We start from the raw sequence: 21,050 nt of genomic DNA, 5'->3' as shown, positions 1-21,050 counted from the left end.
AAGAATATAAATTCTTCATGATTAATTTAAGCGTAAATAAAATAAGTATGATTAAAATACCAAATAGACTAATAAATGTTCTTACTTATACTTAATATTCATAAATTATGTATTAACTAATTTCATTTCACACTAACTATACTCATACTAATATTAAATTTATAAAATTTAAGGATGATATAAATTAAAAAAGATAGAAAAATTTAAGTATTTTTAATAATTTACCTAAATCTTCTATCTTTTTTTAGTTATTACTATTCATTTATAACTTTTTTCTTCAATATTCCTAAAATTATAGCTCCTACTATCGCACCTGATACAATTGCTAGCAGATACATTAATGGATTTTGCACTACACCAATAACCCAAACTCCACCATGAGGGGCTCTTAATGAACAATCAAATAACATCGACAATAATCCTGCTAATGCACTACCAATTACTGAAGCCGGTAAAACTCTAAGAGGATCTGCTGCTGCAAAAGGAATAGCTCCTTCTGTAATAAATGATAAACCCATTATTATGTTAGTTGGAATTGTTTGTCTATCTTTTGATGTAAATTTATTTTTAAATAATATCATCGCTAATGATATAGCTAATGGAGGCACCATACCACCTGCCATTACCGCTGCCATAACCGTTGAAGAACCTGATGCAAGAGATGCCGTACCAAATACATAAGCCGCTTTATTAATTGGTCCACCCATATCAACAGCCATCATTCCACCTAAAATTATTCCCAAAACTAATTTTGATGCACTCCCCATATTATTTAACCAATTACTAATTGCCGAATTTACAGAAGCTAGTGGCGGATTTAATAAATACAACATTATAGCTCCAATGCCTAATATTCCAAATACAGGGAATATCAACATAGGTTTTACCCCATCCATAGATTTAGGTAAAACATTTGTAATTTTTCTTAAAAATACAATTAAGTAACCCGCAATAAATCCCGCTGCTAATGCTCCTAAGAATCCTGCTCCTCCTGTATTTGCTAGATAACCTCCAACAAAACCAACAGCTAAACCAGGCCTGTCAGCAATACTCATAGCTATAAATCCAGCAAGTACTGGTAACATAAAGCTAAATGCTGCTCCACCAATTTGCATAAATAAAGCTGCTAAAGGTGTATTCGAACCAAATTTCGCAGGATTTATTGAATAATCATCAAGTAAAAACGCTATTGCAATTAATATACCTCCTCCTACAACAAATGGTAACATATGAGATACACCATTCATTAAGTGTTTATATATTGATTGTCCAATACTATAATTTTTATGTTCTACTTTAGTTTCTGATATTTTTTCCGCCTTATAAACAGGTCTATTCTCATCTAATACATTATTAATTAGTTGTCCCGGCTTGTTTATACCATCAGATACTTTTGTAACAATAAGCCTTTTACCGTTAAATCTACTTTTATCTATATTAATGTCACTTGCAATTATAATACCCTTTGCATACTTAATTTCTTCATCAGTTAACTGATTTTCCACACCGGTAGAACCATGTGTTTCAACCTTTAGATTATATCCCATTTCTTTAGCTTTATTTATCAAATTTTCCGCAGACATATATGTATGAGCAATACCTGTTGGACAACCCGTTACCGCAAGTAAATCGTATACATCTTTTTTATTATTAATAACTGAATTTGCTTCACCAGGAAACTTTTCAATTTCTTTTTTTTCAATAATTGATAAAAATTCTTCCTTAGTTTTAGCATCTAATAATTCATCTCTAAATGACTTATCCATAAGCATTGTTGAAAGTCTTGACAAAACTTTTAAATGTTCATCTGATGAATTTTCGGGTACAGCTATCATAAAAAATAAATTTGTTGGTTCTCCATCAAGTGAATCATAATCTGTTCCATTGGTTACAGTCATTGCTGCTAATTGAGGATGTTTTACCCCTTTTGATTTAGCATGAGGGATAGCAACCCCCTCACCTATACCGGTTGTCCCCGACTCTTCTCTTTTTAACACATCTTTCATGTATTGATTTTTATCTACTAGACTTCCTGTCTCAGACATTAAATCAACCAATTTTGAAATCATTTCTTCTTTTGTTGCAGAACTTTGTCTAAGACTAATTCCTTGCAATTGTAATAATTCTATGATTTTCATTTATTCCTCCTATAAATTTTTATATATTTTATATATTTCATTTTTTGTTGCCAATTTTTCCGAAAATGCTGTAGCAGAGCCACAACTAACACTAAATTTAAATGCTTCAACTAAAGAAAAATTATTTTTTAATGCAAAAATAAAACCGGCAAGCATAGAATCTCCTGATCCAACCGTATCAATTACATTTCCTTTTGGTGCTTCTAAAAAGATGCTATCTCCTTTTTCAGATAAAAAATACGCTCCATCTCCACCCATTGAAATTATTATATTTTTAGCTCCCATTTCTTGTAATCTTTTAGAATATCTTTCAATTTGAACATTCTCTGCTATCTGACAATTAAATAACTCTTCTAATTCTCTAAGATTAGGCTTTATAATTTTAGGAGAATACTTTAGTGTTTTTACTAATGCACCCCCTGTTGTATCAACAGCGATATTAACATTTTTAGAAAATAATCTCTCCATAATTTTCGCATAAAACCCATTATCCATGGATGAAGGTATACTCCCTGATAAAAATAAATAATCTCCATCTTTTATATCATCAAGTTTATCAAACAATTTCTCAATTTCTTGTTTGCAAATTTTTAATCCCGGCCCATTTATTTCAGTTTCTTTTTCACTTTTTATTTTTGTATTTATTCTTGTAAATCCATCTCTAATATATATAAAGTCAGTTGATAAACCTTCCTCTTTTAATATTCTATCTATTTCATTTCCTGTAAATCCCGCTATATATCCTAATACAATACTATTTTCTCCTAAATTTTTTAAAATCTTACTTACATTAATTCCTTTTCCACCGGCACTAATATTTTCTTCATGCATCCTATTTGTTTCACCAATTTCCAATTTATCAAGTTTTACAACATGATCAATTGCAGGATTTAATGTTAATGTATAAATCATAGTTCCCCCTATATTTTCAAAATTTCACCAATAAATTCTTGATTTTCTGATTTTTCAGTAATTATATAGGTTGAAAAATCTTTACAAAAACTTACCTGTGAAACTTTATCAAATTTACTTGAATCCGCTAAAATATACGTTTTTTTACATCTTTTTATCGCTTCCGACTTAATCATAGCCTCATTAATATCCGGAGTAGTGAATCCAAAATCTTTATGAATACCATTAGTTCCAAAAAAACCTAAAGTAAAATTAAAATTTGCCAAATACTGAATTGCAGATACTCCTATTATTGAGTCTGTGCTCAATTTAATTTCTCCCGGTAAAATATATACTTTATATTTCAAAGCAGATAATTCTCTTGCAATCCATATTGAATTTGTAACAAATACAACATTATTCGCATGAATATATGTAATCATCGCTTCAACACTTGAACCAGCATCCATATACACAAAATCATTATCATGTATCAATTCAGCTGCAAATTTCCCTATAGCAAGCTTTTGTTTAATATTGGCATTTATTTTATCGTCCATTCTATCTTCAGTAGTTATATAATTGATATTTTTGATTGATTTTGCACCACCAAAAATTTTTTTGATTTTTTTTGATTCATCTAATTCATTTAAATCCCTTCTTACAGTTGCTAACGAAACATTTAAATAATCAGATATTTCTTCAGTTTTTAATGTGTTATTTTTATTTAAAAGCTCTATAATTTTAGATAATCTTTCTTCTTTAAGCATATAATCACCTCTTTTGGTTTAAGGATAACATATTAAACAATCAAAGTCAATCAAATTAAATCACACTCAATCATTATTTGTAATAAATTGAACTATGATATAATTTTTAGTTATTTATAAAATCTTTTTCTTACATTAAAATTTGAACTCAGATTATGTCACTTTTTTCGTGAATATTTAACTCCATTTTAATAAAAAATATTACTCACAAAATTTATCAGTCAAAAATCGAAACAACATGTCTATATTAATTAATAATTTAATCATTTTATGTTTTTTATTCATATTAATATTACACAAAAACAAGCCCTAGATATTAAAATCTAGAGCTTGTCTTTGTTCAATATTTTTATAATTTAAATCTGTTATCTATTTTGAAACAATGTCTTTTTATTAAAATTTATAAATAATATTATTTTTATAATATTTTGCTACTAGTTTATTTTTTTCATCCCCTCCATCTAAATTAGCACTATAAAAAAATGGTAAAGGATCAATATTATTTTTTAAGAGTTCTTTAGCAGTTTCGCTTATTACCGTATTTAATATTGTTGCACCTATTACTGTTGAAGTCGGAGCAACATTTAATCCTTCCTTTATACTTATTGTTGCATCTCCTATATCTCCATGATTATCTATAATTACATCCGCTATTTCATATAAAAGTTTCCCGGATTTGTGTCTTGACTTTGAATTTTTAGAATAGTTCAAATTTGTTAACACTATTATTTTAACTCCTTTTTCTTTAGCGTAAATTCCCAATTCTATCGTTACAGGATTTCTTCCTGAAACTGAGTGTAAAATAAGCAAATCATTCTTTTTAAACTTAATTGTAGACGCTAAAATAGAACCATAACCATGAAGTCTTTCCATTTTACTAGTTATTGTAATAGGTTGATTAGTTAAAGAAATTTCTCTACCAAAAATAGGATTTACAGTTATTAAACCTCCCGCTCTGTAATACATTTCCTGTACTAATATCCCGGCATGACTAGCTCCAAATATATAAATATTATTCTTATTTATTGTAGCTTCTACTAAACAATCCTTAAATTTCTTTATATTTTCACATTCATTTTTTTCTACATCATATAAAATTTTTTTTATTTTATCAAAATATTCAAACATAATAACCTACAATACTAATGATATAAATTCAGATATAAATTTGGCTATTGCTCCAAATATTGAAAAATCATTTCCACCAAATATTAACAACCAATTTTGAATTGTTGTCTTAAATATTATTACAGAAACAGCCATAATTAATACCATAACAATTGAAGCTATAAACGTCCCAATAATTGAACCTTTTAATCCACCTTGTCCCTCACCTATTACTGATGCTGAACCACATTCAAAGAAACTTGTAATTACTAAAGGAACCAATACAACTCCAAACAGATTAAATGTATTAGAAATAATAATTAATACTGTTGAAGTAATCATAGCAACAATAAAACCTATTATAACTGCATTTGGTTTATAATTAAATAATATTGGACAATCAAAGGCCGGTATTGCATTAGGTATAACTTTTTCAGATATTCCTTGAAATGCTGGTATTATCTGATTAATAAGCATTCTAACTCCATATAGCATCACTAGTAAACCTGCTCCAAATGATAAGCCTTGTTGTATAGAATACATTAATAGATTTTGCCCTTCAGGCAATATACTTGGTAATATTAAGCCTATAACTAAATACATTATGATAATTACAATACAGCCTGTTATTGATATTTCTCTAAAAAATGATAAATTTTTTGGTAATCTTAAATCTTCTGTTGATTTTGATTTATCTCCAAGTCTTTTAGCAACAAATCCTGAAACTAATGATAATATTCCTGTTGGATGTCCAATTAGAAATGATTTATCTCCTGTTGCATCCCACACATAATTTCTCATTACCCATGGCATAAATGACCAATATAAAGCCGAAATTATAGCTCCAAATAAAATCAATGAAATTCCACTTAACCCACCTTCAACTCCTGCCGCTACAAATATAAATGGAAACCACCAAATCATGTGTCCTGTTAAAAATATAGTTTTAACTCTTGTAAATCTTGCAATTAATAAATGTAAACCTAGACCAATAAACATTGCCAATCCAACTTCTCCACCATGTACTTGAGTAAAACTTATATCATTTAAACCTTCTTTTATTGCACCTGCTGATAATGTATTAGAAAAAGTCGTATTTATAGGAGCTATTGCACCTATAAGCATATTAACTCCTGAACTCAAAATTAACATACCAAATGCAGCTATTAGCCCTCCTTTTAAAATGTCTGATAAATTTTTTCTTTGAATGATTAACCCTAACATTGATATTAAACCTAAAAGTATAGGTGGGTTTTTCAAAATATTATTAGTAATAAATGACATATATCCTCCTTATTTATTATTTATAAAATCATTTAACGCTTTCTCTACTTCTTCTTTATCCATATATTTTTTTATTGAATAAATTTTAGTATTTGTATCTTTAGATAATTCTTCAGCAAATTCAGCACTAGTAAATATTACATCTGCATGCATACCTTTAGCTGAACTTATATCTGTGTTTTCTACATCTGCATCTAATTCTAAATTTCGTGCAACTTTTTCTATGGTCATTTTTAAAACCATTGAAGACCCAACACCAAATCCACAAACCGCTAAAATTTTCATAGTTACCTCCCTTCTATAATTTTTAATATTTCTTCTTTATTTGAACTTAAAAACTTATTAAACATTTGATCATTTGAAAAAAGTTCAGTAATCATTGATAATGCTTCTATATGAGAATTATTGTCTTTTGCTGCTAAAATCAAAAATATTTTTATTTTCTGGTCTTTCATAGTGACCGGCTCATTTAATATAAGCATTGACATTGCTGTTTTATTAACCCCATTTTCAGGTCTTGCATGCATCAATGCAAAATAGTCTCTTAAAACCATATATGTCCCATAAGTGTTAACAGCTTCTTTCATTGAATAAATATATTTTTTTTCAATACTTTTTGATTCTAACAAGGGAAACGATGCTAAATTAATCGCATCCTCCCAGCTTCTAATATTATTTTGAAGTTGTATTGTTTTTTCATTTAAAAATTTTGATAATTGTTTCATTTCTTTATTTCCTTATTTCCTTTATAAAATCTTTCAAATTATATAAATTTTTCATTTTTGATATATTATTAGGTTGTAATATATATTCATATAAATTTCCTAATGATTTAATATATTTTTTCTCTTTTTCATTTAATAATATATAAAATACAAACTGTACTTTTTCTGTATTCCATAAAATTTGTTTATTCAATTTAAAAATCCCTATAAACGATTTAAAATCTCCCTTTGCAATTGCGTGAGGAATAGCAACAAGATTTCCAATTTCTGTCGAAACGATACTTTCATGTTCATACACAATATCAAGTACTTTTTCATTTACATCAAAATTTTTCAAAATTAAATTTCTAGAAACATTAAAAAATTCCTCTTTTGTATTTACATTAATTTCAAAAAATAAATTTTCGTATAATATATTTTCTAAAGTATTATCTTCAATAATATTAAAATTTAAAACTTCCTCATCATATAAAATTTTTGATGCATCCACTATAGGTATCCCTTTTGTATTTTGTAAAATTTCCACTGTAGAAATTATAAAATCCGGCTTTTGTGCAATAGCTAAATCTAAATAAGATAAAGGATAATTTCCAATTACATTAATTGATTTATACTTTTCTTTTATTTTCATCTCTACAACTTTTGATGTTCCTATTCCATAATTACATATTATTATTGCACTATTTTTCCTTTCACTGTTTTTTTTAGTTGCACCTAAATATATCGCTAAATATCCTATCTCATCTTCAGATATATTAATATGAAATTCTTTATAAATTTCTTCTTTTATGATATAAGCATCACTTATTTCTATAATATATTTCTTCTTTAATTCAGTTAATAATGGATTAATTATATTATTTTTTTTATCTAAATTTCGTTTTATTAGTAATCTCAAATGAGAAAAAATAGAGTCGTAAAATTTTGTATCAAACACATATTCATTTAAGGATGTTTCCTTCAATCTTTTTAATGAATTTTCTATAATTTTTTTTATGCCATTATTCAAATCATCTTGGTTTATTACATTGCTAAATATAGAATTTTTTATTATATATCGAATTTCATTTTGACCTAATTTAATATTTAATTTTTTTTCTATAGAATTAAATATATTTATAAAAACTTCTTTATCTTTGATATATTCAAATTTATTTATTTTTCCATTTCTAAATATACTTACTACTATTAAAGATATTAAGTTTGAAAAATCACCATCTGTTATAATTAAATTCGAATTTATCAATTCCTGTTTAACAATATTTTTTAATTTTTCTATAACACTTTCATCAATTAAATTAAATAAAGTTCCATAAAAAATATTATCTTTTATAATCATATAATTTTCTAATAAATATCTTCTTAAATCTATTTCTTCAGCAACTATCTTAAATCCATTAGTAGAAGTATATTTTAATTCAATATCATATTTTAAAACAGCCTTTTTTAATATACTTAATTTATTATTAATACCAGATTCACTTTCAAATAAAATTTCAGCTAAATCATATATCTTCATGTTACTATTTGATAAAATAAGCAAAAATATTTTTTTATTAATATTTTTAAGTTTAGAAGAGACTAAATGTGTTCGTAATTTTTTTTCTGAATCTTCGATATTAAAATTCAATGTATATCCTTTATCTGTCGACTCTAAATTATAATCAAATTTTTTCCCCAACAAATTTATATTATAAATATCTCTTATTATAGTTCTTGTAGAAACATCTAATCTTATTGATAAATCCTCAAGTTTTATATATTTATTTTTCATTAGCAATAACAATATATCTATTTCTCTATATGTAAACATTTTCCCTCCTTATTTTAATAATATAAAATATATAAATAATATTCATATAATATTTGTCAAAAATTAATGACAAATATTATATGAATATTATTTATTGATTAATCCACAATAAAAAAGGCTATTGCAAAATAACTAAAAATTTTATTTTGTAATAGCTTGTTTTATATTTTTTTAAATTTTTATAATTTAAATGGCATCTTTTATTTTAAAATATCCCCTTTTCTATCAATATTCAATTCGCCATATTTAACACTTCTACAAATTTATCAATATCCAATGGATAATAATGTCCTACTGTATTTTTCCCATCATCCGTTGCTCTTTTCGCCATTTCATAAAAATGTTCATTTCCAATATTAAATTCTTTTAATTTGGTTCTCAATCCTAATTTTTTATAAAATTCTTCAAATTTATCAGCAAGAATAACCGCCATTTTTTCTAATGTATAGTTATAATAATCTATTCCAAATAATCTATTGGATAATTGAGCCAATTTTTCCGGATTTTTGTCTGAAACATATCTCATATATGCAATTATAACTGTCGCCATGCCTTCTCCATGAACAATATCATATTGAGCACTTAATTCATGTTCTATTCTATGAGAAGCCCAATCCGATTCTCTACCGGTGTCCAATAAATTATTATGAGCAATTGATGCTAACCATTGAATTTCAGATCTAGCATTAATATCATCAAAATTATCCATCAATTTATATGCATTTAACATCAATGCTTTTAACGCCCCTTCTATTAAGAAATCTGTTGTATCAACATTTTTAGTATTTGTAAAATACCTTTCTAATAAATGTGTAGATATATCAGCAATTCCAACAGAGGTATGATATTTTGGTAAATTTAATGTATATTGTGGATTCATTACCGCAAAAACAGGAATAATTTTATCATCCTCATACCCTTTTTTAAATAATCCATTATTAATTATTGTTGCATTTGAAGTTTCCGACCCACTTGAAGGAATTGTAGATATGACTCCAACTTCCACAACTTGATTTGCTATAGCATTGCCTTCAAAAAAATCCCAAACATCTCCATCATAATTAATTCCCATAGAAACTGCTTTCGCAGTATCTACAGCACTACCACCACCAACAGCAAGTATAAAATCGACCTTATTCCCCCTAGAAACATTTATTAATTTTCTAACCAATTCTACTCTTGGGTTTGGAATAATCTCTCCGTTTTCAGTAAATTTTATATTTAATTCTTTACATAAATTTCTAATATTATCATATATCCCCAATTTTTTTACATACTCTCCCCCATAAATCATTAATATAGATTTTACAGATTTTTTCTCTAAAATATCTTTAATTTTATTATATGGATTAGTACCAAAAATTATTTTTGATGGATTATAATATTGAAAATCTCTCACTTTTTTCTCCTTTTATTCAATCAAAAATAACTATTTTTTTTCTCTTCACCTAAATTTTGGCCATATCTCTTAAATTTTTTTTCAACTTCTAAAATTTGACTATCTGATAAATAGTTAGGTGTTCCAATACTTAAAGCTCTCCATTGAATCTCTGCAACCCATTCGCATGTCGCTGCAAGTCCAAATGCTGATTTTAAATCCTCTCCGCATGCAACCATACCATGATTAGCCATTAAACACGCATAACTTTTTTTCATACTCTTCACAACTTCTTCAGCTAAATCTTCTGACCCATACATTTTATAACTCGCAACAGGGACTTCCGATGCCCCGCAATCTGCAATAACATAGTGAATTGCTTTTATAGGCATATTTAATGTTGAAAGAACTGCACAAAACATAGAATGAGTATGGACTACAGAATTCGCATCTTCCTTAGACTTATATATAGAAATATGCAAATCACACTCACTGGATGGTTTTCTTTTGCCATCTATTATTTTTTTTTCAAAATCAATTATAACAATATCTTCAGGAACAATTTTTGTATAATCCATACCTGATGGACTTATCGCAATATATCCAGTTTTTCTATCACATATACTAATATTTCCGGATGTCCCTTTAGTTAATCCATCATTTAACATTTTTTTCAAATATTTAACGATTTCTTTTCTTTCTTTTTCTAATATCATAAATATCTCCTTATTACACTTTAAGAATATATTAATTGTATTCTTTTAAATTATATGGTGAAAAAATCCCCTTATCAGTAACTACACCTGTACATAAATCAGGAGGGGTGATGTCAAATGCCGGATAATAACCATTAACTCCATCCATTGTAATTTTTTGCCCCAAAGACTCTAAAACAAGTTTCGGATCTCTTTTTTCAATTGTAACACTATCAATTGTTTTATGTTTTTCATCAGGGGTTCCAGTTACATAATAAGGAATATTAAAATATTTTGCTGCCAGTGCTATTTGAAATGTACCAACTTTATTTACAATATATCCATCCATTGTTATTACATCTGATGCTGAAGTAAACAGGTCTATTTTTTTAGTTTTTATTGTATAAGCCGGCATATTATCAGAAATAACAGTAACATCAAATCCCATATCTTTAGCTACACTAGCTGTTAATCTAGCCCCTTGATAATATGGTCGAGTTTCAGCACAATAAATTTTGATGTTTTTATTCATTTTCTTACATTCTCTAAGCATCGTTCCTACAACTGTACCTGCAAAGCACTGAGTCATTATCGAACCATTATCAGGTATTATTTTTGCTAAATTTCTTCCAATTATAGAATATTTTTTATAATTGTTATTTACATAATTATATGCATATTCAAATAGTTTATCTAAAATTTTTTCCCTTTCTAAATTATTATCTAAACATTTTTTCAAAACTTCAAGTGAACCGTTAACTATACCTGACATTTGTTCTGAAGTAGTTGGTCTGGCATGAGATAATTCATATGCTGCTTTTTCCATAAAGTAATATAATTCATCATTATTTAAATTTTCTGCTTCATAAAAAGCTAAAACCATACCCATCGCCGCAGCAGTATATGGTCCTTCAGATTGAGTTACCATATCTTTAATTGATTTAGCAACATCTTTATAAGTTTTACATATAACATGTTCAACTCTTATTGGATAAATTCTTCTATCCAATATTTTAACTTTACCATTTTCATACCAGGCAACATTTTCAAATTTAAGCATATAAGCTAAATCATAGTCTTGTCTATCATTAAGTTGCATTTTTTATCTTGCCACCTTTCTAAATTCTTCTATTAATTCAGATCCTCTACTGTATTTTTCTCTATTTTTTATAAAATTAATACCTAAATTTACCAATGTTTTTTCTAAATCAATTTTAATACTTTTATCATTTACATCCGATATTTCCATCACTTTAGAATCTCCAACAGTTCTTCTTATAATTTCTGTTCCAGCATAACCAACTGAATCAGACATAACTTTATTTAAATATTTAGTCATAAATAATTCATTGTATATTGGAAAATCAATATTTTCTTTATATTTTATAACAAATTTTTTCTTAAATAAATCATAAATATCAATTATTGTCTTTTCAAGCCAATTAATAAATTCAATATTGCTATTTTCTATATAATATTTATTAACTAAACTAAAAAATAAATTTCCAATAACATTACCTATATCATATCCCATGGGACCATAGAATGCGAATTCCGGATCAATAACTTTTAATCCCTTATCATTTATAAAAATAGACCCTGAATGTAAATCTCCATGTATTAAAGATTGGGCGTTATTCATAAAATTATTTCTTAATATGCCAACCTCACATTTTAACTCTTCATCATTATACAATTTTTCATTAACAAATTCTTCTATTCCTTCTGTCAATATATTTCTATTTTTATAATCATAATATGGTTCTGTAAATACTAAATCTTCAGATATATCACATAAATCTATATTAATAAATTCTTTTACTCTATTTTTCTTATCATGTCTATCATAATATAAATCAGTTGTTAAAAGTAAAGTATTTACTAAAAATGTGGATATGTCATCAGCTAATTTAGGAAAAATTTTAGAATTTTTTAATTCCTTTCTTAAATTTTTAAATTCGGAAATATCTTCCATAATTAATGCATACATATTTTCGTTATAATCATAAATTTTAGGAACAAATCCAAGTGCAAGTTCAGATTCTATCTTTAATATTTCTGCTTCTATTTTATTTCTATTTAAATCTAACGGCCTTCCTGATGATCTTAAAAGTTTATCTGCTTGTTTTACTACTAATGACTTTTTAGTTAATTTATCATAAACTTTAAAAACATAATTTATATTACCATCACCTATTTCTTCTGCAACTAAGTTTTCTCTATCCTCAAAATAATCTAAGGAATCTATAACATACTGTTTAACAGTATTAACATCCATTAAAAAATGTTCATTATACTTTTTCATTTTCTCCTCATTTTAACTATTTTCTATTCTTACTTCCTATACCTAACAAAATAAACAATACTCCAAATACTATCATCAAAATTGAATACCAAACAAATGGAATTATAGAAACCGGTGAAATTTTAGCCATAGCTCCTGCAACCAATAATTGTCCTGCATAAGGGGTCAAACCATTAAATGCTGACGAGAAAATATCTAATATACTTGCCATTCTTTTTGGTTCAATTTCATATTTTTCAGATATGTCTTTCGCAATTGGTCCACACGCAATAATAGCCATTGTATTATTTGTTGTTGCGACATCAACAAGTGAAACTAAAGCAGCAACACTTAATTCTGCTCCTTTTTTAGATTTTGTGTTTTTAGATAATTTATTTAATAACCAATCTATACCACCTAAATATTTCATCATCGCTATTACACCACCAACAAAAATTGCAATCACAGCCATATCTTGCATCCAAGTCATACCTTCATGAATTTTTCCAAAAGATTGTACAAAAGTAAAATCACCATGAGCTATCCCAATAACTACTCCTGATAATATAGAAATTCCCATAGCAGGTAATACATGTAATCCTAATAACGATAATGTGATGATTAAAATATATGGTATAAGATTAATTAAATTTACTGTTCCTTCAACATTTATAGCAGCCGCATTAATTGGCCAAAACATCAATCCTACTACAGTTATTATAAAAGCCGGTAGTACCATTATTATATTTGCCTTAAATTTATCCTTCATTGCAACTCCTTGAGTTGTTGTAGCTGCAATTGTTGTATCAGAAATAAATGATAAATTGTCACCAAACATAGCTCCTCCCACTACAATACCAGCTACTAAAGGTAAGCTAACCCCTGTTTTTTGAGAAATACTTATAGCTATGGGCATCAATGCAGAAACTGTTCCCATTGATGTCCCCATTGAAAAACTTAAAACACATCCAATTATAAATAATCCCGGTAAAATTAATCTTGTAGGTAAAATAGAAATACCTAAATTTGTAACAGTATCAGTAGCATGCATAGCTCCGGCTATTCCATAAAATGCTCCTGCTAACATATATATTATTACCATTAAAATCAAAGTATTATCTCCCCCACCTGTACAAAAAATTTCAACTTTTTCTGTAAATGTTTTCTTTTTTGCTACAGGACTAGTAATTATTAAAGAAATTACAGTAGCAACAAACATACCAATTAATAATGGAAAATTATTAAAACTACCTGTCCCTATACCCATAGCAAAATATATTACTAAAAATGCCAATAGTGGTATAAAACCTACAAAACTACCTTTTTTTTGAATATTTTTTTCTTCACCCATTGTATATCTCCTTCTAATTATATGTATTTTACTTAGCTAAGTTTCATAAATATATTACAACATTTTCCAACATTTTTCAACAAAAAAAATGATGTTTTTATAAAGAATATATCTTTTTAGTTGGGATTTGTTGGTTTTATGTGTTGTATTTTGTTGGTTTTACTTGATTCATTTGAAATAAAACTTTTTATTATATATAATAATAAAGTGTTAAATTATTTTAAAATATTATTTTTACATTAGGAGAATTTTTTATGCTAAAAATTAATAGACAAAAAATTATAGAAAATGAATTAAAAACATATGGAAGTATCATAATTTCTGAAATAAGTAAAAAAACAGGTGTTACAGAAGAAACCATACGTAGAGATCTAAAAGAAATGGAGAAAAAAAATATTTTAAAAAGAATACATGGAGGTGCATATTTACCGGATGTAGAAGATAAGGGAGCACCTTCAAAACTTAGAGAAACATTTTTATCTAATACAAAAAATAATATATCAAAATATGTTATTAAAAATTTAATTAAAGATACAGATTCTATAATTTTAGACTCAAGTACAACTTGTGTTAGCCTCGCTAAAATGATTTTAGAAGAAGATATTAATGTAACGATAATAACTAATTCTCTAAAAATAATGATGCTTTTTGGAGAAAAGAAAAAAAACACAAAGCTAATTTCAATTGGCGGATCATATAGAAATATATCCTGCTCATTTACAGGATATCAATCCATTCAAGCAATATCAAATTATGTTGCAGATAAAAGTTTTATAAGCTGTTCTGCTATTAGTAAAAATCACGGACTATTAGATAATAGCCAAGCAGAATCTCAAATTAGAAAATATTTTATAAAACATTCAAAAATTCACTATTTAATTATAGATCACACAAAATTTGATGATATAGCTGATTATATAATCAATCCATTAAATGTAATAAATGAAGTAATAACTGATAAAAAACCTAGCAATGAATGGATTGAAGTATTTAGTAAACTAAAAATTAAAATTAATTGGATTGAATAATAAATAAAAATAATGAACTCTAGAATAATTTTTTTAGAAGTTCATTATTTTTAATTTACATTTTTTAGAAATTATCTTATAAATTTATTTAATTTTATTCCTATATACCTCATACGCCCCAAACATTCCAGCTGTATTACCTAATTCAGCAAATACAATTTTTGTAGACTTCTTTACAAAATTATTTGTGTACATTTTATCGAATTTTTTTTGAATTATCGGTTGAAGATATTCTTTTTGTTCCATGATTCCACCACCCAGAATTACATATTCAGGATTTAATAGGCTAACAGAATTCACAACTAAATTAACAATATTTTTAACCAATTTATCAATTTCTTCAACACAAATTTGATTTTTGTGGTTTATAGCTTGATCAAATATCCATTTCCCATCTATTTCTTCAATATTAATTCTTAATTTAACATTATTTACAAGAGATGTTGTTGAAGCTATTTTCTCAATATTTTGCCCGTTAAATATTGAATATCCTACTTCTCCACCACTAAATGAATGTCCGAATAAAAGTTTTCCATTTACATATAAAGCTCCTCCTACTCCAGTACCAATAGTAAACATTAACGCATTTTGTACATCCCTATATTTTGCTTGAGTAAGCTCTCCAAGTAACGCACAATTTACATCATTTTCAACGATTGATGGTAAATTATATTTTTGCATAATATATTTTGAAATTTCGGTACCTTTGTAGTTTGGAATATTTTCATTAGCATAGGCTATTTTACCATTTATACTATCAACTATACCAGCAGTGGATATTGCAACTCCATTTATTTCATAAGATTTAAGAGTTTCATCAATTATGAATGAAATTCTGTCAAGCATGTTAAAAGAGCTATCCTTAATACCCGTTTCGTAGGAATTTAATTGTGTGAATGTTGAATTTTCAAATATTCCTGTTTTAATATTGGTTCCACCAATGTCTAATGTTAAAATCATTATTTACTCCACTATTTAATAAATTTTTGATAAATATTTTCCGCTTCTTGCTTTTGTTCTTCTGTAATTTGAGCCATTGGTTTTCTTGAATAAAATTGCTTGTCAGATTTTACCTCTCTTTGTAAAATATATTTTAATGTTTGATATAGTCCATTATTTAAAACAGCTGAAATAAAATCATTTGTCAAATTTTGAATTTCCAATGCTTTTTGTAAATCATTAGATTTTACGGCATCAAAAATTTGTCTTGAGCGAATTCCATTTACATTATATGTTGAACCAATTGCCCCATCTACATTATTCGCAACCGCAGGCACTAACATTTCATCAAACCCTGAAAAAATTAGTTGTTGCTTAAATGTCTTTCTTAATCTTTCTAATAAATAAAAATCTGCTGATGTGTATTTTACTCCAACAATTCTTGGTAGCTTAAATAATCTTTCAAAATCTTTAATTCCCATATCAATACCTGTTAATAGTGGAATAGAATAAATAATTAAGTCATTTTCTACATTTTCTGTAATTTCTTTATAGTAATTATAAACCTCATCAGCATTGAATCTGTAATAAAATGGTGTTACTGCTGAAATCGCATCATAAGCTAAATCTGTTACAAATTTTCCTAATTCAATTGCCTCATAAATATTTGAACTACCAATTTGAGCAATTAATTTAATTTGATCTTTTGCTTCATCTTTTGCAATTTCAAATATTTGTTTTTTTTCTTCTTTTCCCAGTAAAAAGTTTTCACCACTTGAGCCTCCAACATAAAGTCCATCTATATTCATTTTATCAATATTATGTCTTATAATTTTTCTAAGTCCCTCTTCATTTACACTTCCATCTTCATTAAATGGCACCAATAAAGCTGAATACAAGCCTTTCAAATCTTCTCTTAACATTTTCCCTCCAAAAATTTAATATTTGCAATACATATACTATAATAGTATTAAACAAAAAAAATTTAAAGAGGAAATTATGAAAAAATATAAAATTATGAGTTTTAATCTTCGTTATGAAAACGAATTTGATAAATATTCTTGGAATATTAGAAAAAATAGTGTAAAAAAAGTTATCGAAAAATATTCTCCGGATTTTATTGGATTTCAAGAAGTTAAAGAAAATCAGCTAAAAGATTTAAAAATTTTACTTGAAAATAAATATGATTTTTACGGAGTTTTTAGAGATGAAACCGACGGAAAAGAAATGAACCCAATATTTGTAAAAAATAATAAATTTAATTTAAGACACACAAATACATTTTGGCTATCAAAAAATATTACAGAAAAATTTAATATCGGATGGGACGGCGATTTAGCAAGAATTTGTTCTTTTGGAATTGTTAGCGATAAATCTACAAATGAAAATTTATTTGTATTCATGAACACCCATTTTGACCATGTAGGAATTAACGCAAGAATAAAATCTTCAGATTTAATAATAAATTCTAGTAAATTATTAAGTTTAGCATTTAACATCCCTGTTATAATTACTGGCGATTTCAATACTAGACCAATAGACGGATATATTGATAAATTACTAAATCATAAAGATTTTGATAATAGCTTTAATCATTTTAAAAATAAAGAAAACACCCTTACAATTCACAATTATAGTGATGAAGTTGAAGGACAACCTATCGATTATGTGTTTACCCAAAATCCCATTAAAATTTTAAGTAGCGAAATTATCAGGGACAAATTTGATGATATTTTTACATCCGACCACTATCAAGTATTAGTAAAAATTGAAATTTAAGAATTTAATAAAAAATAGAGACAATTAGCATATTATGCTCTTTGTCTCCATAATTTAATATTTAAATAATTCTAATAAATCTTCTTTGATTATATTATCAAATGAACCCTTTGAATTTTCTATAAATATATCACTTAAATCTTTCATCGATAGTTGTAGTTTTTGAATTTTTTCTTCAATTGTATCCTTTGTTATTAAATTAAAACCTGAACTACATTTTTCTGACCAATTCTATACGTCCTATCTGTTGCCTGATTTTGTACAGACAAATTCCACCAAGGGTCAATATGAATTATAACACTTGCTTTTGTTAAATTAAGACCTGTGCCTCCAGCTTTTAGAGATATTAAGAATACAGATGTATCATCAGATTGAAAATCATCAACTAATCTTTTTCTCATAATTTTATTAGTAGAGCCTGTCAATGTATAATAATCTATATTAATTTTATTTAACTCTTGACTTAATGAATCTAAAACAGATGTAAAATTAGAAAATAAGATTACTTTTTCTTTATTTTCTATTGATTTTTCAATTAATTCTATTGACGCTTGAATTTTAGTAGAAACATTAATTATATCTTCATATAATAACCTTGGATCTATACATATCTGCCTCAATTTTGTAAGCATAGCTAAAATCTCAATTTTATTATTATCTTCTTTGGAATATATAGCTTTATTAGCCATCATTAAATTAGACAGATATATTTTTTTCTCTTCTTCAGATTGTAAGTTTCTTCTATTTTTTCAGGCAATTCATCCAAAACTTCTGATTTCAACCTTCTAAGTATAAAAGGCTCTACCATATCTTTCAATTTTTGTTTAGAATTTTCATTATTATTTAAAACTATTTGCTTTTCAAATAAATTTGAAAACTTTTCATATTTAAATAAATATCCTCTCATAAGAAAATCAAATATCGACCATAATTCTAACAAAGTATTTTCTATAGGAGTACCAATAAAAGCTATCTTATATTCTGAAATAATTTGTTTAATCGTTTTTGAAACCTTTGTTTTATAATTTTTAATATACTGAGCTTCATCAATAACAAGCGTATCAAATTTTATTTCTTTATATAAATCAATATCTCTCTTTATATAATCATAAGACGTTATTACTATTTCATCCTTTATATTTGATATTTTCACAATTCTTGATTCCTTATTTCCATGAATTACAAGTAACTCATTTATATCACTAAATTTTGAAAACTCACTTTTCCAATTAAGAACTAATGATGCCGGACAAATTGTTAGACTATGTAACATAAAAAATATAAATTAGCCATTAAATATTTTAAATAATGTCTATTTATATTTTATAGTATATAAAATATATCACTAAATTTTTTAAAATTGTAAATCCTTAAATTGTTCGGCTATTAAATATGCAACCCCATTAAAATCACCATAATTTTTCACAACAAAATCAGTAAAGTATTTATATTTTTCTTCTCTTTCATCTCTCATCTTAATTAAAGTTTCTATACCACCATATGATAATGGTCTATTTTTAGTAGAAAGCTTTTCCAAATCTCTATCAATTCTAAAAATAATTGAATTTGTTTTTAAATAATAATAATTATCTAATTTTTGAACAACGCCTCCACTTGTCGATATAACTGTATTTGTTAAATTAGCAAGTTTTTTTACGACTACTGACTCTTTTTCTCTAAATGACTCTTCACTTCTTTCAAGAAGATATTTTGAAGGGCTAATTCCATATTCACTTGCAAATTCTTTATCCAAATCTATATGTTTTCTATCTAAAATTTTTGCAAGCTTTTTACCAATTGTTGTTTTTCCGGCACCTGGCATTCCTACTAGAACTATATTCAATTTAGATTTTACAAATTCTGTAACAATTTTTTCAAATTCGTCATCATCAAATCTTCTTCTGGATAAAATCTCAATACTTTTCTTTTCTTGATACATTGTTTTGTATACACCATTTATAACTTTAATTCCATGATTTTTTGCATCAAGATATAATTTAGAAAAAATTGTGCTGGTTGAAATATCTATTAAAAAATCTAAATTTGTATCATTATAATTAATTTCCGGAGCTACTTCTAAAGACGAAAATTTTGTAAGATTAAATACTATATTAAAATTTTTAAAATTAATTACATTTGAATTATTTAAATTATGAATAACCACATTTCCTGCGTTTAATGATTTTAGTACATATTCAATAGTTTTAGTAGATTCATCTTTTTTTATAATTAAGACATTTTTATCTTTTAGCTCAATATCGTGTCTTTTTAACAGTTTAATAATTCCAAAATACTCAGTATTAAATCCAAATTTTCTATTTCTATAAAATTGCACTAAATTAACTTCTTTTATTTCTTGAACTTGATCTGTAACATTATCCAAATACTTAATAATTTCAGTTTTATATGGTGAGGCAATATTTAATCCTATGAAATTTTTTCTTTTTATTAAATTTTCAATTAAATTTTCTTCCGGTTTAAATCTATAATATTTTTCATCCAAAAACTTTTCATATATAAATTTTGTTAAATCATAATTGCTTTTTTCACCTACATAGGCATATTTAGAATTATATTTTTTCAATATATAATTATTTCTTTTTTCACTTATATCTGTTAAATAATCTAAAAACTCAGTAATATACTCATCATATTCCATTGTTTTCTCAGAAAAATTAATTTGATTACATTCCTTATCTATCAAGTCAATATTATTTTTATAGATATACTCAAAAAGAACATCTCCCATATTAAATCTTTCATCAACTAACTCTACAATTTGCTCATCAATTGTGGAAATTTTATCTTTTATATATTCAATTTTCTTTAATTTATCTTCATTATTTAAATTCATAATTCCTCTTTTAT

At 26.1% G+C, this 21,050-nt stretch carries 20 protein-coding genes; 2 read left to right on the top strand and 18 right to left on the bottom strand.

Annotation, left to right across the window (positions count from 1 at the left end; all coding sequences use genetic code 11):
- Window positions 1-254: 254 nt before the first annotated feature.
- From EQF90_RS01820 to EQF90_RS01760, 13 genes are all read right to left on the bottom strand, one after another.
- A complete protein-coding gene (locus EQF90_RS01820; protein ID WP_134710357.1) occupies window positions 255-2,138 on the bottom strand; it encodes a PTS fructose transporter subunit IIABC in 1,884 nt (627 codons plus the stop codon).
- 9 nt (window positions 2,139-2,147) lie between these two features.
- Entirely contained in the window at window positions 2,148-3,050 is a 903-nt protein-coding gene (gene pfkB / locus EQF90_RS01815) for a 1-phosphofructokinase (RefSeq protein ID WP_134710355.1), read from the bottom strand.
- Between the two features lie 8 nt (window positions 3,051-3,058).
- Window positions 3,059-3,799 carry a DeoR/GlpR family DNA-binding transcription regulator gene (locus tag EQF90_RS01810; RefSeq protein ID WP_134710354.1) on the bottom strand — a complete coding sequence of 247 codons (741 nt, stop codon included), beginning with the start codon at window positions 3,797-3,799 and terminating at the stop codon, window positions 3,059-3,061.
- A gap of 393 nt (window positions 3,800-4,192) precedes the next feature.
- A complete protein-coding gene (locus tag EQF90_RS01805) occupies window positions 4,193-4,927 on the bottom strand; it encodes a sugar isomerase domain-containing protein (RefSeq protein ID WP_134710352.1) in 735 nt (244 codons plus the stop codon).
- Between the two features lie 6 nt (window positions 4,928-4,933).
- Entirely contained in the window at window positions 4,934-6,190 is a 1,257-nt protein-coding gene (locus EQF90_RS01800) for a PTS ascorbate transporter subunit IIC (RefSeq protein WP_134710350.1), read from the bottom strand.
- A 9-nt stretch (window positions 6,191-6,199) separates the two neighbouring features.
- A complete protein-coding gene (locus tag EQF90_RS01795) occupies window positions 6,200-6,475 on the bottom strand; it encodes a PTS sugar transporter subunit IIB (RefSeq protein ID WP_134710348.1) in 276 nt (91 codons plus the stop codon).
- Window positions 6,476-6,477: 2 nt separating this feature from the next.
- A complete protein-coding gene (locus EQF90_RS01790) occupies window positions 6,478-6,915 on the bottom strand; it encodes a PTS sugar transporter subunit IIA (RefSeq protein ID WP_134710346.1) in 438 nt (145 codons plus the stop codon).
- A gap of 4 nt (window positions 6,916-6,919) precedes the next feature.
- Window positions 6,920-8,728 carry a BglG family transcription antiterminator gene (locus tag EQF90_RS01785; RefSeq protein WP_134710344.1) on the bottom strand — a complete coding sequence of 603 codons (1,809 nt, stop codon included), beginning with the start codon at window positions 8,726-8,728 and terminating at the stop codon, window positions 6,920-6,922.
- Between the two features lie 232 nt (window positions 8,729-8,960).
- On the bottom strand, window positions 8,961-10,127 hold the full coding sequence (locus EQF90_RS01780) for an iron-containing alcohol dehydrogenase (protein WP_134710342.1): 1,167 nt from the start codon (window positions 10,125-10,127) through the stop codon (window positions 8,961-8,963).
- 20 nt (window positions 10,128-10,147) lie between these two features.
- The gene (locus EQF90_RS01775; protein ID WP_134710341.1) at window positions 10,148-10,822 is read right to left on the bottom strand and encodes a class II aldolase/adducin family protein; all 675 of its coding nucleotides are present in this window, start codon (window positions 10,820-10,822) and stop codon (window positions 10,148-10,150) included.
- Between the two features lie 31 nt (window positions 10,823-10,853).
- Complete coding sequence (locus EQF90_RS01770) at window positions 10,854-11,900, bottom strand: S-methyl-5-thioribose-1-phosphate isomerase (RefSeq protein WP_134710339.1); 1,047 nt, start codon at window positions 11,898-11,900, stop codon at window positions 10,854-10,856.
- Window positions 11,901-11,903: 3 nt separating this feature from the next.
- Window positions 11,904-13,106 (bottom strand): S-methyl-5-thioribose kinase, encoded by a 1,203-nt coding sequence (gene mtnK, locus EQF90_RS01765; protein ID WP_134710337.1) that lies wholly within the window; start codon window positions 13,104-13,106, stop codon window positions 11,904-11,906.
- A gap of 16 nt (window positions 13,107-13,122) precedes the next feature.
- A complete protein-coding gene (locus tag EQF90_RS01760; RefSeq protein ID WP_134710335.1) occupies window positions 13,123-14,436 on the bottom strand; it encodes a Na+/H+ antiporter NhaC family protein in 1,314 nt (437 codons plus the stop codon).
- A 254-nt stretch (window positions 14,437-14,690) separates the two neighbouring features.
- On the opposite strand from EQF90_RS01760, the gene EQF90_RS01755 reads away from it, so the two are divergent.
- On the top strand, window positions 14,691-15,464 hold the full coding sequence (locus EQF90_RS01755; RefSeq protein ID WP_134710333.1) for a DeoR/GlpR family DNA-binding transcription regulator: 774 nt from the start codon (window positions 14,691-14,693) through the stop codon (window positions 15,462-15,464).
- An 84-nt stretch (window positions 15,465-15,548) separates the two neighbouring features.
- On the opposite strand, the gene EQF90_RS01750 is transcribed toward EQF90_RS01755, so the two are convergent.
- Together EQF90_RS01750 and EQF90_RS01745 are read right to left on the bottom strand one after the other, a co-directional pair.
- Window positions 15,549-16,424, bottom strand: coding sequence for an ROK family protein (locus EQF90_RS01750; protein ID WP_134710331.1), 876 nt, complete (start codon window positions 16,422-16,424; stop codon window positions 15,549-15,551).
- Between the two features lie 11 nt (window positions 16,425-16,435).
- Window positions 16,436-17,326 (bottom strand): N-acetylneuraminate lyase, encoded by an 891-nt coding sequence (locus EQF90_RS01745; RefSeq protein ID WP_134710329.1) that lies wholly within the window; start codon window positions 17,324-17,326, stop codon window positions 16,436-16,438.
- Window positions 17,327-17,402: 76 nt separating this feature from the next.
- Between EQF90_RS01745 and EQF90_RS01740 the strand changes: the two genes are divergently transcribed.
- A complete protein-coding gene (locus tag EQF90_RS01740; RefSeq protein ID WP_134710327.1) occupies window positions 17,403-18,182 on the top strand; it encodes an endonuclease/exonuclease/phosphatase family protein in 780 nt (259 codons plus the stop codon).
- 194 nt (window positions 18,183-18,376) lie between these two features.
- Here the strand turns inward: EQF90_RS01740 and EQF90_RS01735 are convergent, their stop codons facing one another.
- From EQF90_RS01735 to EQF90_RS01725, 3 genes are all read right to left on the bottom strand, one after another.
- Window positions 18,377-18,814, bottom strand: coding sequence for a DEAD/DEAH box helicase (locus EQF90_RS01735; protein ID WP_209021394.1), 438 nt, complete (start codon window positions 18,812-18,814; stop codon window positions 18,377-18,379).
- 59 nt (window positions 18,815-18,873) lie between these two features.
- A complete protein-coding gene (locus EQF90_RS01730) occupies window positions 18,874-19,455 on the bottom strand; it encodes an SNF2-related protein (RefSeq protein WP_209021393.1) in 582 nt (193 codons plus the stop codon).
- A gap of 81 nt (window positions 19,456-19,536) precedes the next feature.
- Window positions 19,537-21,036 (bottom strand): shikimate kinase, encoded by a 1,500-nt coding sequence (locus EQF90_RS01725; protein WP_134710326.1) that lies wholly within the window; start codon window positions 21,034-21,036, stop codon window positions 19,537-19,539.
- Window positions 21,037-21,050: the final 14 nt, after the last annotated feature.

This window comes from Helcococcus ovis (assembly GCF_004524775.2).
GTDB classification, from domain to species: Bacteria; Bacillota; Clostridia; order Tissierellales; family Peptoniphilaceae; genus Helcococcus; species Helcococcus ovis.
Note: the sequence above shows the minus strand (reverse complement) of the source record. Positions and strands in the feature narration are given on the sequence as shown.

Coding starts and splice junctions, on each gene's coding strand:
- EQF90_RS01820 (WP_134710357.1), bottom strand. CDS start 2,138: ATGAAAATCATAGAATTATTACAATTGCAAGGAATTAGTCTTAGACAA.
- pfkB (WP_134710355.1), bottom strand. CDS start 3,050: ATGATTTATACATTAACATTAAATCCTGCAATTGATCATGTTGTAAAA.
- EQF90_RS01810 (WP_134710354.1), bottom strand. CDS start 3,799: ATGCTTAAAGAAGAAAGATTATCTAAAATTATAGAGCTTTTAAATAAA.
- EQF90_RS01805 (WP_134710352.1), bottom strand. CDS start 4,927: ATGTTTGAATATTTTGATAAAATAAAAAAAATTTTATATGATGTAGAA.
- EQF90_RS01800 (WP_134710350.1), bottom strand. CDS start 6,190: ATGTCATTTATTACTAATAATATTTTGAAAAACCCACCTATACTTTTA.
- EQF90_RS01795 (WP_134710348.1), bottom strand. CDS start 6,475: ATGAAAATTTTAGCGGTTTGTGGATTTGGTGTTGGGTCTTCAATGGTT.
- EQF90_RS01790 (WP_134710346.1), bottom strand. CDS start 6,915: ATGAAACAATTATCAAAATTTTTAAATGAAAAAACAATACAACTTCAA.
- EQF90_RS01785 (WP_134710344.1), bottom strand. CDS start 8,728: ATGTTTACATATAGAGAAATAGATATATTGTTATTGCTAATGAAAAAT.
- EQF90_RS01775 (WP_134710341.1), bottom strand. CDS start 10,822: ATGATATTAGAAAAAGAAAGAAAAGAAATCGTTAAATATTTGAAAAAA.
- EQF90_RS01770 (WP_134710339.1), bottom strand. CDS start 11,900: ATGCAACTTAATGATAGACAAGACTATGATTTAGCTTATATGCTTAAA.
- mtnK (WP_134710337.1), bottom strand. CDS start 13,106: ATGAAAAAGTATAATGAACATTTTTTAATGGATGTTAATACTGTTAAA.
- EQF90_RS01760 (WP_134710335.1), bottom strand. CDS start 14,436: ATGGGTGAAGAAAAAAATATTCAAAAAAAAGGTAGTTTTGTAGGTTTT.
- EQF90_RS01755 (WP_134710333.1), top strand. CDS start 14,691: ATGCTAAAAATTAATAGACAAAAAATTATAGAAAATGAATTAAAAACA.
- EQF90_RS01750 (WP_134710331.1), bottom strand. CDS start 16,424: ATGATTTTAACATTAGACATTGGTGGAACCAATATTAAAACAGGAATA.
- EQF90_RS01745 (WP_134710329.1), bottom strand. CDS start 17,326: ATGTTAAGAGAAGATTTGAAAGGCTTGTATTCAGCTTTATTGGTGCCA.
- EQF90_RS01740 (WP_134710327.1), top strand. CDS start 17,403: ATGAAAAAATATAAAATTATGAGTTTTAATCTTCGTTATGAAAACGAA.
- EQF90_RS01735 (WP_209021394.1), bottom strand. CDS start 18,814: ATGCTTACAAAATTGAGGCAGATATGTATAGATCCAAGGTTATTATAT.
- EQF90_RS01730 (WP_209021393.1), bottom strand. CDS start 19,455: ATGTTACATAGTCTAACAATTTGTCCGGCATCATTAGTTCTTAATTGG.
- EQF90_RS01725 (WP_134710326.1), bottom strand. CDS start 21,036: ATGAATTTAAATAATGAAGATAAATTAAAGAAAATTGAATATATAAAA.